15 protein-coding genes are annotated in these 13,901 nt (G+C 45.6%); 8 read left to right on the forward strand and 7 right to left on the reverse strand.

Annotated elements, in window-relative coordinates:
• Positions 1 to 61: 61 nt before the first annotated feature.
• The 5 genes from VQ048_RS00370 to VQ048_RS00400 all read right to left on the reverse strand — a co-directional run bounded on the left by VQ048_RS00370 (position 62) and on the right by VQ048_RS00400 (position 5,748).
• On the reverse strand, positions 62 to 1,267 hold the full coding sequence (locus tag VQ048_RS00370; protein WP_327609705.1) for a pyridoxal phosphate-dependent aminotransferase: 1,206 nt from the start codon (positions 1,265 to 1,267) through the stop codon (positions 62 to 64).
• A gap of 153 nt (positions 1,268 to 1,420) precedes the next feature.
• Positions 1,421 to 1,954, reverse strand: coding sequence for a RagB/SusD family nutrient uptake outer membrane protein (locus VQ048_RS00375; protein ID WP_327609706.1), 534 nt, complete (start codon positions 1,952 to 1,954; stop codon positions 1,421 to 1,423).
• A 160-nt stretch (positions 1,955 to 2,114) separates the two neighbouring features.
• A complete protein-coding gene (locus VQ048_RS13065) occupies positions 2,115 to 2,714 on the reverse strand; it encodes a RagB/SusD family nutrient uptake outer membrane protein (RefSeq protein ID WP_503619818.1) in 600 nt (199 codons plus the stop codon).
• 122 nt (positions 2,715 to 2,836) lie between these two features.
• Entirely contained in the window at positions 2,837 to 2,989 is a 153-nt protein-coding gene (locus VQ048_RS00395; RefSeq protein ID WP_327609709.1) for a hypothetical protein, read from the reverse strand.
• 62 nt (positions 2,990 to 3,051) lie between these two features.
• A complete protein-coding gene (locus tag VQ048_RS00400; protein WP_327609710.1) occupies positions 3,052 to 5,748 on the reverse strand; it encodes a SusC/RagA family TonB-linked outer membrane protein in 2,697 nt (898 codons plus the stop codon).
• A gap of 452 nt (positions 5,749 to 6,200) precedes the next feature.
• Between VQ048_RS00400 and VQ048_RS00405 the strand changes: the two genes are divergently transcribed.
• The 3 genes from VQ048_RS00405 to VQ048_RS00415 all read left to right on the forward strand — a co-directional run bounded on the left by VQ048_RS00405 (position 6,201) and on the right by VQ048_RS00415 (position 8,385).
• Positions 6,201 to 7,007 carry an enoyl-CoA hydratase/isomerase family protein gene (locus tag VQ048_RS00405; protein WP_327609711.1) on the forward strand — a complete coding sequence of 269 codons (807 nt, stop codon included), beginning with the start codon at positions 6,201 to 6,203 and terminating at the stop codon, positions 7,005 to 7,007.
• Between the two features lie 28 nt (positions 7,008 to 7,035).
• Entirely contained in the window at positions 7,036 to 7,806 is a 771-nt protein-coding gene (locus VQ048_RS00410) for an enoyl-CoA hydratase/isomerase family protein (RefSeq protein WP_327609712.1), read from the forward strand.
• 72 nt (positions 7,807 to 7,878) lie between these two features.
• Positions 7,879 to 8,385 (forward strand): hypothetical protein, encoded by a 507-nt coding sequence (locus tag VQ048_RS00415; protein WP_327609713.1) that lies wholly within the window; start codon positions 7,879 to 7,881, stop codon positions 8,383 to 8,385.
• A gap of 53 nt (positions 8,386 to 8,438) precedes the next feature.
• Here VQ048_RS00415 and dtd read toward each other — a convergent pair whose 3' ends face one another.
• Both dtd and VQ048_RS00425 read right to left on the reverse strand, forming a co-directional pair.
• Complete coding sequence (dtd, locus tag VQ048_RS00420; RefSeq protein ID WP_327609714.1) at positions 8,439 to 8,888, reverse strand: D-aminoacyl-tRNA deacylase; 450 nt, start codon at positions 8,886 to 8,888, stop codon at positions 8,439 to 8,441.
• 24 nt (positions 8,889 to 8,912) lie between these two features.
• On the reverse strand, positions 8,913 to 9,350 hold the full coding sequence (locus VQ048_RS00425) for a hypothetical protein (RefSeq protein WP_327609715.1): 438 nt from the start codon (positions 9,348 to 9,350) through the stop codon (positions 8,913 to 8,915).
• Positions 9,351 to 9,453: 103 nt separating this feature from the next.
• On the opposite strand from VQ048_RS00425, the gene greA reads away from it, so the two are divergent.
• The 5 genes from greA (at position 9,454) to VQ048_RS00450 (ending at position 13,898) form a co-directional block, all read left to right on the forward strand.
• Positions 9,454 to 9,924: a transcription elongation factor GreA gene (greA, locus tag VQ048_RS00430; protein WP_327609716.1), complete on the forward strand. Its 471-nt coding sequence runs from the start codon at positions 9,454 to 9,456 to the stop codon at positions 9,922 to 9,924.
• A 22-nt stretch (positions 9,925 to 9,946) separates the two neighbouring features.
• On the forward strand, positions 9,947 to 10,336 hold the full coding sequence (locus tag VQ048_RS00435) for an HIT family protein (protein ID WP_327609717.1): 390 nt from the start codon (positions 9,947 to 9,949) through the stop codon (positions 10,334 to 10,336).
• Between the two features lie 67 nt (positions 10,337 to 10,403).
• On the forward strand, positions 10,404 to 11,585 hold the full coding sequence (gene clpX, locus VQ048_RS00440) for an ATP-dependent Clp protease ATP-binding subunit ClpX (RefSeq protein ID WP_327609718.1): 1,182 nt from the start codon (positions 10,404 to 10,406) through the stop codon (positions 11,583 to 11,585).
• Between the two features lie 118 nt (positions 11,586 to 11,703).
• The gene (locus VQ048_RS00445; RefSeq protein ID WP_327609719.1) at positions 11,704 to 13,653 is read left to right on the forward strand and encodes a T9SS type A sorting domain-containing protein; all 1,950 of its coding nucleotides are present in this window, start codon (positions 11,704 to 11,706) and stop codon (positions 13,651 to 13,653) included.
• A gap of 11 nt (positions 13,654 to 13,664) precedes the next feature.
• The gene (locus VQ048_RS00450) at positions 13,665 to 13,898 is read left to right on the forward strand and encodes a hypothetical protein (RefSeq protein WP_327609720.1); all 234 of its coding nucleotides are present in this window, start codon (positions 13,665 to 13,667) and stop codon (positions 13,896 to 13,898) included.
• Positions 13,899 to 13,901: the final 3 nt, after the last annotated feature.

The raw sequence follows: 13,901 nt of genomic DNA on the forward strand, positions 1-13,901 counted from the left end.
GGGATTAAGGGAATAAAACACCGAAACCGTATCGTTGGACACGGCTTCGGTGTAGAAGGAATTAAAGGTTGAATTCTTCTCGGTATTTTTTGAGGGCATCGCTTAGGAGCTCCACGCTGCGTTTCAGGTCTTCTTCTTTGAGGACGTAAGCAATCCGGACTTGTTTTTTGCCTAATTCGGGGTTGCTGTAGAAGCCGCTCATTGGGGCGACCATAACGGTTTCGTTGTTGTCGGCGTATTTTTCCAAGAGCCATTGGGCGAACTTGTCGGAATCGTCGACGGGAAGCTCGGCGGCACAGTAAAAGGCGCCTTTAGGGGTTGGGCAGCTTACGCCCGGAATGGCGTTTAATAATCCTACCAAAAGATCTCGGCGACGGGTGTATTCTTCCCTTACGCTACGGATGTAGGCGTCGTCGTCTTGATGTGCGGCTGTGGCAGCGATTTGCCCTAATAGGACGGGGCTAAGTCGCGCTTGTGCAAAAAGCATAACGGCGTCGCGAATGGTTTGGGAACGGGTGATGAGGCAGCCTATTCTTGCGCCACACATGGAGTAGCGTTTGGATTCGGAGTCGATGACGATGGCGTGGTTCTTTAGTTCGGGGAATTCCAAAATGGAAATTTGTTTTTCTCCGTCGTAAACGTACTCCCGATAAACCTCGTCGGAAATAATGACGATGTCGTGTTTCAAAGCAATCTCGGCCAATTTTTGCAGTTCTTCACGTGTGTAGAGGTAGCCCGTCGGGTTGCCGGGGTTGCAAATGATGATGGCTCTGGTTTTGTCGGTAATTTTCTTCTCAAACTCTTCAATGGAGGGGAGCGCAAAGCCGGTCTCAATTGAGGAAGGAACGGCAACGACTTTCACGTTGAAATTACTGGTGAACCCGTTGTAGTTTGCGTAATAAGGTTCGGGAATGATGATTTCGTCGCCGTCATCACAAAGAGTGGAGATGGCAAAACTTAGGGCTTCCGAACCGCCGTTGGTTACAATGAATTGATCGGTGGTTAAGTCGGAAAAGCCTAAATTGTGGTAATAGGTTTGCAAGGCTTTCCGATAATCTAAATTTCCTTCGGAAAGGGCGTATTCCAAGACTTTTAGGTCGATGTTCTTTAGGGCTTCCAATGCGGTGGACGGTGTTTCGATGTCCGGTTGGCCGATGTTGAGATGGTATACTTTTATTCCTTTTTGTTTGGCTTGCAGGGCGTAAGGAACGAGTTTTCTTACCGGCGAAGCAGGCATTTGGGAGGCTCTTTGAGATATTTTCGGCATATTGTAGTTATTTTTTCACAAAGATAAAGAATCTTCGGTAAAAAAGACGGGAGGAATTCCAAGTTAAACCCTTGGTGGGAAAATGTTGCAGGGAGCTTCTCCAAGAGGCTCCCTGCGGATTAAAAATTAAATAAAAATGAAAAAACTATAGTCCTAACGATCCGAATTGATGGTTTTGGGGAGATGCGGATTGGCATCAATCTCCTGCTGGGGGTATTGGTAGAGAAGTTTTTTGTCGTTGGCCTCAAAGGAGAGTTGTACGGGGTGTACGCTGCTTCTTTTCAAAGGGCGGGAGAGTCGTCTTGCGTCGTAAACTTCCACGCCGATTTCGCCATAGAGTTCTTTTCTTCTCTCGGTAAGGATTTCTTCAAATAAGGCGGCTCCTGTATGGGGTGATTTTACCGCTTGGGGATCTCTGTTGTTTTGCAGTTGGAAAAGCAGATTTTTGGCTTCGGCTTCGATCAGGATTATTTCTGAGGTTCTGATGTAAGGTGCAGCGGAAGCATCCTTGTTGAAAGTGAATTTATGAGTGCTGTATTTGGTGTGGTTGTTGAGCCTTGGGTTAACGTTGAATCGCTTTCTCACGTCGGTATCGGAGAAGAGATTGTAAAGGGAGGCGCTGACGTAGACGTTGCTGTAGCCGTCGTTTACGGGGGAAAGGTCGGTAAAGGAGTGGGGAGCCTGCATCCAGTAAATGGTTTGTCCGGATTATTGTCCGTAACCTAAGATCCACTCGTGGCTGTTTAGGTTTTTGAATCCTTCGGCGTATTCGGTCGCATTTAGTGCGCCTCCTACGCTGCTTCCGTAAGCGAGATTGGCGTATTCTGCGGCTTTGTTCCAATCGCCTTTAACTTGGTAGACTCTGGCTGCGATGGCGTAGCCGACTTGTTTGTTGATAAAAGCTTTGGAGGTTCGAGCGTACGATAGTTCTGGTAGTGCGCTTTCCAGATCGGAGGTGATGAAATCGTACACCTCGGCGGTAGAGCTCAGAGGGTTGGCTTCTTTGCTTGTACTGCGAGTAGATCGGCAGGGCGGGAAGGTCTTTGGCGACCTGGTAGTTCAGTTGGAAATCCTGAACCAATTCAAAATAGGCTAATGCTCTCAGTACCTTGGCTCGGGCGATTAATGAGTTTTTTTGAGCGTCGGCAATACCGGAGCTGTTTTGTACGCCGGCGATGAATTCGTTAACCTGGCGGATCATTTTGTAGAAATAATTCCATGTGAAGTTTGGTCTTCGGTAGGTGGCCAGCCGGGCGATGTTTTGGTAATCGCCCGAGTACCAGCTGCTGGGGACGATGAAATCTTCACCTCTTACGGTTCGGGCGAAATAGACGCTGCCTAGATTGGTGGCGTCCTGTCCGAGAAGAGATCCGGAGTCGGTTCTCAGTAGGCCGGTAATCCCCGTGAGGTTGGCTTCGGCGTTTTCCGTGTTGGAAAAAAAACCAATCCGAGGCTGATTTCATCGGTAGGTTGGGGTTCGTCAAGGTAGCGGCTACAGGCTACGGAGAGAGTCAGAAGGGCTGCTGCCGCAGCGATTTTTATTTGATTTAGATTCATTTTTTCTGTTTTTTAAAGTTCGAGTTTTAATCCAAAAGACACGGTTTTAAGGTTGGAGGCCCTGTTGTCGGTCAATCCGTTTAGGGCTTGTTCAGGGTCGATGTTTTTTCGGGTTTGCCAAGTCCATAGGTTGTCTGCTTGAAGGAAGAGTCTTAGGTTTCGCAATCCGATTTTTTCGAGGTCTTGGCGATTGAAATTATAGCCGAGATTGAGGGCTTTTAACCTTACTAATCGTTTTTGAACAAGAATCGGGTGGAAAGCTGGGTTTCCTGAAGGGACGAATAGCTTAGCCGTGGGACGTCGGTTTGGTCTCCGGGGTTTTGCCATCGTCTTTCCAAATCTGTGCTGCGGGGGCTTCCGTCGAAGCTTCCGCTCATTAAACCGGCGTAAGTGTAATCGTAGAGATGGGCTCCGAAGCTGAAGTTGACCAAAGCGTTGAAGTCAAAATTTTTGTATCTGACGTAGTTGGTGAATCCTCCGATAACCCAAGGCAGGGAGCTTTTGTGGTAGTATTGGCTTGCTTCCGAGTGATCTTCGGTGGTTACTTTGGTGGTTACTCCGTTGGCGTTGGTGACGTCTTTGTACCACATGGGGTTTCCGTTATCGGGATTGACACCGGCGTACTCTTGGAGATAGAAATCGTAGAGGGAACGTCCCACTTCCCATCGTTTGGTTCCCATGATCTGAGGGGTGTTGTCTCGACTCAGGGCTAGGATTTGGTTACGGTCAAAGGAGAAATTCAGTCCGGTATCCCAGCGAAATTGGCTGCTTCGGACATTTTTGGTGTTGAGGCTGAATTCCCAACCGTAATTTTTGAGTTTTCCGATGTTGGAAGTGATGGAGGTTGCGCCTGTAGAGCCTGCGGTGATCATGGGGCCGATCAGGTCAACGGATGTTTTGTTGTAGTAGTCGGCGTTGATGCTGACTCGGTTTTGGAATAAGCCCAGCTCGATTCCGACATTGGACGAAGCGGTTTTTTCCCAGGTCAGGAAAGCGTCTTTGGGGCTGGATAAGAGGATGCCGATGGCATTTCCTACGGAATAGCCGGTGAGGTAAGTATTAAGGTAAGGGAAATAATTGAGAGGGCCAAAGTCGTTATTTCCCAGCTCGCCGTACGAGGCTTTTAGTTTTAAGAAACTAAGGGTTCGATTGTTTTTCAGGAAATTTTCTTCGCTGACGATGTAGGCACCTCCTACGGAGTAAAAATTCCCCCATCTTGTGTCGCTTCCAAAGACACTGGAACCGTCTCTACGGAAAGAACCTTCGAGAAAGTATTTTTCCTTATAGTTGTAGCTTAGCCGGCCTAATAGCCCGATGAGTCGTTGGTTTAGTAGATAACCTGTGGTTTGGTAAGGGGTGGTGGTTCCGCTCAGGACTTGAATGCCCGGGAATAGTCCTTGTCCGGATGCCGTTAGGAAATCTGCTTTTTTGTCGAACATTTCACTAATGGCATCGGCGGTAACGTGATGGTGGCCTAATGCTTTGGAATAATTTAGGGAATTGATGAAGTTTTTGGTGGAATAAATGTCTCTTGATACGGTTACCATTCCGCCTTGAGGGGCGTATTCTCCGTTTTGGCTGTCGTAGTAAGTGGCATTGTTCAGGCTATTTTGCTCGTAGGAGTAGTTGGAACGGAATGAGAGATCTTCGGAGAGGTCTATTTTCACAAATCCGTTAAGTGATAATGTATTGGTTGTTCTCAGATATTCGTTTTCTTGTTGTCTTCCCACGGGGTTTACGTTTCTTAAGAACGGCCTTTGGGAGTTCAGGACACCGGGAGAGCCTCCTCCGTAGTCGTAGAGGAGGTTGCCATTGGGGTCGCGAACCAGATTGCCGTTGGGATCTCTTTGGTAAACCGGATAGACGGAAGATATTCCGTAGATGCTGGACATGGCAGAACCGTAAGTGGAGCCTGACTGATTGGGAACGTTTCGGGAGTTGGAAACGTAAGAAGTGTTAAGGCCTATCGTGAGCCAGGATTTAACTTTGGATTCCAAGTTTAAACGGGTGGCGAATCTTTCAAAATTGGTGGTTTTGATGGCGCCTTCTTGTTTGAGGTAGTTTGCACTCAGGAAGTAAGAATTCTGTTCGGAACCACCGGAGACGGTTGCGCTGGTTTCTTGTCTTTCGGCGGATCGGTTAAGAAGATGCTTGGCCCAGTCGGTGTTCCATAGCAGGGATGCGCCGGGAACGAGGTTTCCGTTTGCGTCAACCGGAGTGGTAACGTTATAGGGGTTGTATTGAAGCAGAGGGATGACCTCGTTGGAGGCTTTCACTCCGGCTTCTGCTCGGGAATAACCGTTGTTGGCGACGTAGGTGTTGCGCAGGGATTCCCAGGTGTAATTTAGGTAGCGTGTGTTGTCGATAAGCGGATAGAGGTTGTTGACGGGGGAGGAGAACCCCAAGGACGACTGGAGGGTTACTCTAGGGGCGCCTTTTCTGCCTTTTTTGGTGGTTACTAATATGACGCCGTTGGCTCCTCTGGAGCCGTAGAGCGACGTGGCAGAGCCGTCTTTTAATATGTTGATGCTTTCGATTTCTTCTTGAGATATGTTGGAGAGGCTTCCGGTGTAGGGGGCGCCGTCAACAACGATAAGGGGGTCGGAGCTGGCGTTGATAGAGCCGATTCCCCTCACTCGGATGGTAGGGGTGCTGCCTGGGGTGGCTGAACCTATGATATTGACACCGGGAACGCTTCCTTGGATGGCGGTTGCCACGTTGGTGGTTTGTTGGGTGGAGAGGATGTCTTTTCCGATGCTGGAAACGGAGCCTACCACGGCTTTTGCTTTTTGTTTTCCATAGGCTACGATTACCACTTCTTCGATGTTTTTGGTTTTCGTGCTGTCTTGCGCTTGGGCGAGGGCCTGTCCTCCTCCGAAGAAAAGGAGGCCGAGGGCGCCTGCATTTAGTAGCTTCTTTTTCATAATTGGTTGTATTATTTTTTTTCTTTTTTTTGATGTTGAAAAAAAGCTCCGAACGGTTCAGTGTTCGAAGCTTTTAAATAGGAATTGAGTTTTTGAGACTTCTTACACGTTTGCGGATTTTTTTCTCTTCTTCATGATGTGGGACATGAAGAAGAAAGCGTTAGAGGTTTTTTTGTTAATAGAATGTGACATGAAGAGTAATTCCTATTTTTTTTATGGTTTTGGTTATTTGTTTCTTCAAAATTATAAAAACAAAATAAAATATTCTGAATTATCAAATTAAAAAAGTTTATTTTATTGTTATTTGTTTATTGTTTGCTTTTTTGTGTTTTTAAAGGGGGGGATTAAACCGTAAAAAATAGGGTTTATCGGTTTTTTGAGGGGTGTGGAATGTCGCAGGGGTGTTTTTGTGGTATTTTTTATATATTTAGCGGATGCTAAAAATGATAAGAATGGGAGCAAATTACAGGTTTTTAGAGACGGAGCTTCATTTTGAGGGACGGTTGGGGCTGGCTTACCTTAACCGCCCGGAACGCTTTAACAGTCTTAATGCGGAGGTGCTTACGGAATTGCGGGATTGGGTGGAGGCTTGTGGCAGGGACGAAAAGATTAGGTGTTTGGCGATTTCGGGACGTGGCAAGGCGTTTTGTTCGGGGCAGGATCTCAAAGAGGTTTTGGCTTTGGGGGCGATGGAGGAAGATCGGTCGGTGGAATGCTTTGTTAAGACTTATTATAATCCTTTGGTTTTGGAAATCACCGAATGTGCCAAGCCTGTGATCGCTTTGGTGAATGGGGCGGCTGTGGGGGCGGGCGCGATGTTGTCTTTAATCTGTGATTTCTCTTTGGCGGCGAAAACGGCTTATTTTTCGCAGGCTTTCGTTAATATTGGTTTGATTCCGGATACGGCGGGGACGTATTACCTTCCCAAGTTGGTTGGGCGGCAACGGGCTTCCTATCTGGCTTTTACGGGGAAGCGGGTTTCGGCGGAAGAGGCAGTGGCAATGGGGTTGGTTGCGGAAGTTTTTCCGGACGAGACCTTTATGGAGGAGGCTTTGGAAGTTTTGGAGTCGCTTTGTGATCAGCCGACGCGGGCGATTGCTTTGACGAAGAGGGCTTTTGCGTCGTCGTATCGTCTTACGTTGGAGGAGCAGTTGGATTTGGAAGGGGTTTTGCAGCAGGAGGCTGCGGAAACGCAAGATTTTAAGGAGGGGGTTTCTGCTTTTTTGGAGAAAAGAAAACCTAAATACAAAGGATTGTAGTTGAATTAAAAAAATAAAAGGAATATTTATGGAGGCATTTGTAAGGGCTGAAGTAATTCACGGCGTGGCTGAAATTACGTTTGGTACGCCTAAGAGCAATTCGTTGCCGGGGGAGATACTGGAGCGTTTGGCTCAGACGATTAAGGTTCAGGCGGCTAAAGAGGAAGTGAAAGCGATTTTGTTGAAATCCCATGGTGAGAAGGCTTTTTGTGCGGGGGCTAGTTTCGAGGAATTATTAGAAATTGAAACGCTGGAGGCTTCTCGGGCTTTTTTTGGAGGTTTTGCCAAGGTTTTGGAAGCGATGCGGACGTGCGGAAAGATTGTTGTAGTGAGGGTGCAGGGGAAGACGACGGGGGGCGGCGTTGGGATTGCCTGCGGTGCGGATTATTGTTTTGCGACTAAAGAGGCGTCTTTGGCGCTTACGGAGGTTAATTTGGGGATTGGTCCTTTTGTGATTGGTCCTTATGTTGAGCGGAAGATTGGAGCTTCTCAACTGGCTGCGATGGCGATTGATGCGGGGTTTCGCAGTGCTGATTGGGCGGCGCGGCATAATATATACCATTCGGTGTCGGAGGATATTGCGTCGATGGATTTGGCTATTTCGGCTTTTATGGAGCGGTTGGTTTCCCGGAGTCCGGAGGCGTTGGGTTTTATCAAAAGAATGGCTTGGGAGGGAACGTCGCATTTTTCGGAACTGATGCCGGAGCGTATTTTGATGAGTGCTTCATTGGTTTTGGAGGATTCGGCTAAGCGGAGTATAGAAAAGGTAAAGCAGGCTCTTGGGGCGAAGCGTAAATGATGATTTTTTGCGAAAGGGGTGAGGGGTTTGGTATGGTTTTCGTAATTTGTAAGGCTTAAAATTCGATTTTTTATGAGAAAGCAAATTTTGATCGGGCTTGTGGCGGCTTCTGTTTTGGGAAGTTGTGGGACGGTTTCTTCTATCGTGCAGAATACTCTGCCTTATAATAGTAATTTTGTAGTGGCTCAGGGTTCTCCGGCGCATACAACACTTGCTTCGGTGGGGTCGGGGACGAATTTGAGTCAAATGTTTGGGGCGAGCTCCAATGTGAAGAATATCACGGCTGGAACGGCTTCTCTTACGGTGACGTCGGGGGCGCAAGGGGTTGGGGTTTTCAAAGAGGTGAAGGTTTATCTTACTTCGGGTGGAAACGAGATTTTGGTGGCGGAGCGGGACCGTATTGCGGATAATCTCGGCGGGACGCTTTCTTTGGATGTGAAATCCGGGGTTTTGGATGCGGTGATGAAGTCGGGGACGGCGGTGCAACAGCGTATCGTGTACACTTTGAAGTCTTCGCCGACTTCGGATTTGAATGTGCGCAGTTCCATTACTTTTAGTAGTGTGCCTCAGGAGAAATAATGTTTGCGGGTATGTTTCTTGAAATTGATGACACGGCTGAAAGGCCATTTTTTTTACGATTTGGTTTTGCTGTCCATGGCGATGGTAACGGGGCCGTCGTTGAGGAGTGAGACTTTCATGTCGGCGCCGAATTGGCCGCTGTCGGTTTTTAGTCCGCTTTTGGCGAGTTCTTTTTTGAAATAATCGAATAGGGGGATGGCTTTTTCGGGACGGGCGGCGCGGATGTAGGAGGGACGGTTTCCTTTTTTGTAGTCGGCTAAAAGGGTGAATTGGCTGATGCATAGCAGTTCGCCGCCGATATCGCGAACGGAAAGGTTCATTTTCCCGTCTTGATCCGAAAAGACTCGGAGGTTTAGTGTTTTTTGAACCAACCAGTCGGCGTCGGCTTCGCTATCGTCTTGGTCGATACCGACCAGTAGTAATAGCCCTTGGTTGATTTTTCCGATGATGTTTCCTTCAACTTCGACTTGGGCATGGCGTACCCTTTGGAGAATAATTTTCATGGTTGGGGTATTGTAATGATGGTGTTAGTTGTACAGAACGAGAATGTTGCTTGATGGGAAGTATTGGTAAGGGTAGATTTTAGGGGGGATTTTTGCGGTTTTTGTTGGTTCGCCGGTTAGTAAAATCCATTCGGCGCCGTCTTTTTCGCATACGATTTTGATGTTGTTGACTACGGAAAGCGTGGTTTGGGTGTCGGGGCAAAGGTGGGGCGCATTGCGGTCGTACACCCGAAATCCCGAATCGGTTCGTACCACGATTAGGCCTCTTGTTCCGGCGCTTTGTTCGTTGATGTAAACCCATCCTCCGACGGTTTGAAGGTTTTGATAAGAAGGTAAATTGAGGTTTAGACTTACGTTAACGGGGGCGTGAGGGAAACAAGAAACCGTTTCTTCGGTGTTTCGGCAGGAGGAAAGGGTTAAGATGCTGGAAATCAATAAAATTAAAACTAATATTTGTCTCATGTCAAAAAATATGTGTATCTTTGTAAACGATATTAAAAGCGAAACATTGTCCGTGCCAAGAGGTCGGATAATTTTTTTTTACCAAATTCAAAATTAAAAAATTATGGCAACATACGTTACAAAAGAAGGATTGGAAAAAATGAAAGCGGAGTTGGAGCAGTTAGAGAGCGTTGAAAGACCCCGTATCACCCAGCAGATTGCGGAAGCGAGGGACAAAGGGGATCTTTCCGAAAATGCCGAATACGATGCGGCTAAGGAGGCTCAGGGCATGTTGGAGATGAAAATTGCCAAGTTGAAGGATGCTATTGCGACTTCTAAGGTGATTGACGAGTCTCAGTTGGATACGTCTAAAGTGGCCATTTTGACGACGGTGAGATTGATGAACCACGGGACGAAACAAGAACAGAAATTCACTTTGGTTCCCGATAACGAGAGCGATTTGAAAAGTGGAAAGATTTCCGTGAATACTCCTATTGCCAAAGGGCTTTTGGGGAAAGCGGTGGGGGACAAGGCTGAAATTGTTTTGCCTAACGGAAATAAGTTGTCTTTTGAGGTTTTAGAAATAACCCTTTAGTCCGATATTAAAATTTAAGGTCATGAGTTCTGTTTTTACGAAAATCATCAACGGGGAAATTCCGTGTTATAAAATTGCGGAGGACGAAGATTTTATCGCGTTTTTGGATGCGATGCCTTTGGTAAAGGGGCATACGCTGGTGGTTCCGAAGAAGGAGGTGGATCTTATTTTCGATTTGGAGAGCGAGGCTTTTAAAAATCTTTGGGGGTTTGCCCAAGAAGTGGCTCAAAAGATTGGCGCGGCGATTCCTTGTGTTCGTGTTGGGGTAGCGGTTGTGGGGTTGGAAGTGCCTCATGCGCATATCCATTTGGTTCCTCTTCAGTCGGTTTCGGATTTGAATTTTGAAAACAAAAGGCTGAAATTAACTCCTGAGGAATATCAGGAGATTCAAGCGAAAATTACGACGGCTTAGTAATTGCATAGATAAAAAAGCGGTTTCGGAGCCGAAAGCTCATTATATAAATATTTATAAGTAAAGAATGAATCCTAATCAATGTTCATTTTGCGGACGAAAAAGACAGGAAGTGCAGATGCTGGTGTCCGGCCAGGATGGTTTTATTTGTGAAAACTGTATCGAGCAGGCTCACGTCATTGTAAAAGATACGCTCAAGGAAGGGGCGGGATCGCCGGCGGTTCATTTGGATGAACTTAAAAAGCCGAAGGAGATTAAGACTTTTCTGGATCAATATGTGATTGGTCAGGATCAGGCCAAGAAGCAGTTGGCGATAGCGGTTTATAATCATTATAAACGGCTTCTTCATGCCCAGGACGAGTCGCGCGAGGTGGAGATCGAGAAGTCGAATATCATCATGATTGGGGAAACCGGAACGGGGAAAACCCTTTTGGCTAAAACCATCGCTCGCGAACTTAATGTGCCTTTTTGCATTGTGGATGCCACGATTTTGACCGAGGCAGGGTATGTGGGAGAAGATGTGGAAAGTATTTTGTCCCGACTTTTGATGGTGGCGGATTACGATGTGGAGAAGGCCGAACGAGGCATTGTGTTTATCGACGAGATTGATAAGATTGCCCGCAAGTCCGATAATCCCAGTATTACGAGGGATGTATCGGGAGAAGGAGTTCAGCAGGGGCTTTTAAAGCTTTTGGAGGGAAGTATTGTTAACGTGCCGCCTCAAGGGGGGCGCAAGCATCCCGATCAGAAATACATCCAGGTCAATACACAGAATATTTTGTTTATTGCGGGAGGGGCTTTCGACGGAATTAAGGAAATTATCGAGCGTAGGCTCAATAAACAGGCGATAGGTTTTAGTGCGGATAAATTGGAGAAGAAGCAGGAAGAGGATGTGTTGCCGTATATCAATGCGATTGATTTGCGCAAGTTTGGGCTGATTCCGGAGTTGTTAGGGCGTTTTCCGATTGTGACTTATTTGGATGCTTTGACCAAAGAGACGATGGTGCGTATTATGAAGGAGCCGAAGAATTCTATTGTGAACCAATTTGTGGAGTTGTTCAAGATGGACGGGATAACGCTGACGTTTACCGATGAAGCCATTGAGAAGATTGTGGAAAAAACCATGGCGAAAGGTTTGGGCGCACGTGGCCTTCGGGGAACGACGGAAAAAGTTTTAGAGGATTATATGTTTAATATCGGGGAGGAGAGCGCGATTGTTTTGGATGCAGAAGCAATTGAATTGGAATAATTTGAGTATTTTCGATAATTAAGGATTAAAAAAGTTGGGGATTCAGAAAAAATGAATACCTTTGCAGGTGATATATTGTATTTGATTGATGTAATAAACAACACAAAATATAGTGGTAATGAAAAAAAATTTATTGGCTATTGGTTTACTAATGATGACACTTCCCGTGGGTGCTCAGTATGTAGCCTATATAGGTCCTGGTACCAGCATGGCGGTCAACAATGGGACATTGGTGTACAATGGGGGAGGCCTAAAGGCGGACGCTAATAGTACGGCGCTGAACATGGGGAATATGATGGTGATGAAGGATAATTCGGCGGCGGTTGCATCCAGAATTGATATAGACAATAGTGCGAATTTCCGTTTGGTTTTTGGGAGAAAATTCTATGAGGATACTACATTCCCTTCTTTGCAGAAAAACATTTACGGTCAACTTTATATCTCAGGAATTCCTCAGGCAAGCATTACCGGAAAAGTTGTGAAGGAATATATGGCAGATGTTAATCATAGTACAACGGGAGGAAGTCAGCAAATTGGTCTCCCTTTTTATGATTTTACACTGCAAGATTTAAATAATTCAGTAGGAGGATATCTTAATTTAACGAATGGTACCTTTACAAGAAATGGGAGATGGGCTCCTAATTCGGTTTTTAGATGGAATAATATAGCTTCTAGATTTGATCAGGTAGTAGGGGGGGATTCTAAGATGGGAAATCCTACGGATTATTTCATTGTTCCTGTGCAAAATTCATTGGCGTCTATGGTATGGACTCCAGATACAGATTTAAAAGAGTTTAAAGGTGTTCCAGTGGGAGATGCCGAGGCGAATACTAATGCTGTTTCTTTGCTCACTTCTACAGTGTCTTCTTTTGGAGTCAATGGAGCTTCGATAAATTATTACAGAGAAAGGTATAATTCCTATTTGAATGATGTCTTTGAAAGTGTGAAATGGAGTGCTAATTATGGCAAGAGAATGAGCCAATTTGCTAATCCATTTCTTACTAACCTAGACTTGTATCATTTGGCGAATTTGGGGTTAGCTATGACAGATGTTGAAGGTATATCTTACTTTAGTGGAGGAGGATTGAATTGGTCTTATGGCGTAGGAACGACCTATAATGATGCTGCTTCAACAATGGTTATTGTAAAGCAATCGGGAGGGATATGGCAAGTAGGAGCAGTGGAACAATCTCTGATGATAAAACCTTTGGGAGAAGTAGCAATAAAGTTTAGTTCGGATGTAAATCCTGTTGTAAACTTGGGCAATGGTAGGAAGTTTTCGAGCGTTGTGGATACTTCAAAATCTTCAATTAGTCCTACTGGAAGGGGGATTTCTTCGAATGCTTTACCTGCAAGTGCTATCGTTAAACAGGTGGGAGTCATTGCATTGGACGAGAATAATAAAGAGATAGGAAGAACTTACTATGCTGTTTCTCCATCTGCTGTTACCGGGTCTTCGGTAGCGGCTAGACTTCAAGCAAACTTTGATGGAGCGGCAATATATACGAAGGAAGAGACAAGTGAAGGAGAGGATGATTATACCGCCAATAAGCAGTTATATATCAACGAGGCTAATGAGGTAGACTACAAAGGAAAAAAAATAACGATGGTTATTGCTAATCCGAAGGTTAAATCTCTTAAGTTTTTTGTTTACGAAAGAGGACTTCTTGTAGATCAATTATCTTCAGGTGAAAGTTTCTATATTGGAAATGAAGAGGGGGGGCTCACCAAATTAGTAACTGGAGATGAACTCTCAGTAGGATATGCTACGTATAATTTATACTATGGGCAGCCTTCTTCAGGTACGTTGTCCGCATTATCGGGAACGACTTCGTTGTCTACTGTAGTTGCTAAGAAGAGTGAGGAATGGGTGGTGCGTTTCGCTCAAGGATGGACCAAAGCCGATGTGGAAGTTTATTCTGCTACGGGGCAATTGATTCATTCGGCTAAAAATGTGTCTACGGTGAATGATTATGTTCTGCCTTTGAACGATAAATCGGAAGGAATACTATTGGTTAAAGTTACCTCAGAGAAAGGGGAAACTGTTTTGAAGAAAATTCTTAAATAATTAAAAACATAATGATGAATAAAATAATCAATAAGCTGGTCTTAGGTGTTTTTGCGATTTCATTTGCTTTACTAAGTGCTCAGCAATCTGTTTCCTTGCCTCCTGAATTAAATGAAGAGGCTACTGGAGGACCTGGTACACCGGTGGAGACACCAATTGATATGTATGAAGGCGCTTTGTTAGTCATTGGCTTAGCTTTTATTTTCTATTTTGTTAGTCGGTATTACCGCAAGAGAGTAGCTTAATTT

The organism is Bergeyella anatis (assembly GCF_036016955.1).
Classification (GTDB): Bacteria; Bacteroidota; Bacteroidia; order Flavobacteriales; family Weeksellaceae; genus JAYWXI01.

Excerpts from the sequence above, each read along its gene's own strand:
- VQ048_RS00370 (WP_327609705.1), bottom strand. The coding sequence starts at position 1,267 with ATGCCGAAAATATCTCAAAGAGCCTCCCAAATGCCTGCTTCGCCGGTA.
- VQ048_RS00375 (WP_327609706.1), bottom strand. The coding sequence starts at position 1,954 with ATGCAGGCTCCCCACTCCTTTACCGACCTTTCCCCCGTAAACGACGGC.
- VQ048_RS00400 (WP_327609710.1), bottom strand. The coding sequence starts at position 5,748 with ATGAAAAAGAAGCTACTAAATGCAGGCGCCCTCGGCCTCCTTTTCTTC.
- VQ048_RS00405 (WP_327609711.1), top strand. The coding sequence starts at position 6,201 with ATGGGAGCAAATTACAGGTTTTTAGAGACGGAGCTTCATTTTGAGGGA.
- VQ048_RS00410 (WP_327609712.1), top strand. The coding sequence starts at position 7,036 with ATGGAGGCATTTGTAAGGGCTGAAGTAATTCACGGCGTGGCTGAAATT.
- VQ048_RS00415 (WP_327609713.1), top strand. The coding sequence starts at position 7,879 with ATGAGAAAGCAAATTTTGATCGGGCTTGTGGCGGCTTCTGTTTTGGGA.
- dtd (WP_327609714.1), bottom strand. The coding sequence starts at position 8,888 with ATGAAAATTATTCTCCAAAGGGTACGCCATGCCCAAGTCGAAGTTGAA.
- VQ048_RS00425 (WP_327609715.1), bottom strand. The coding sequence starts at position 9,350 with ATGAGACAAATATTAGTTTTAATTTTATTGATTTCCAGCATCTTAACC.
- greA (WP_327609716.1), top strand. The coding sequence starts at position 9,454 with ATGGCAACATACGTTACAAAAGAAGGATTGGAAAAAATGAAAGCGGAG.
- VQ048_RS00435 (WP_327609717.1), top strand. The coding sequence starts at position 9,947 with ATGAGTTCTGTTTTTACGAAAATCATCAACGGGGAAATTCCGTGTTAT.
- clpX (WP_327609718.1), top strand. The coding sequence starts at position 10,404 with ATGAATCCTAATCAATGTTCATTTTGCGGACGAAAAAGACAGGAAGTG.
- VQ048_RS00445 (WP_327609719.1), top strand. The coding sequence starts at position 11,704 with ATGAAAAAAAATTTATTGGCTATTGGTTTACTAATGATGACACTTCCC.
- VQ048_RS00450 (WP_327609720.1), top strand. The coding sequence starts at position 13,665 with ATGATGAATAAAATAATCAATAAGCTGGTCTTAGGTGTTTTTGCGATT.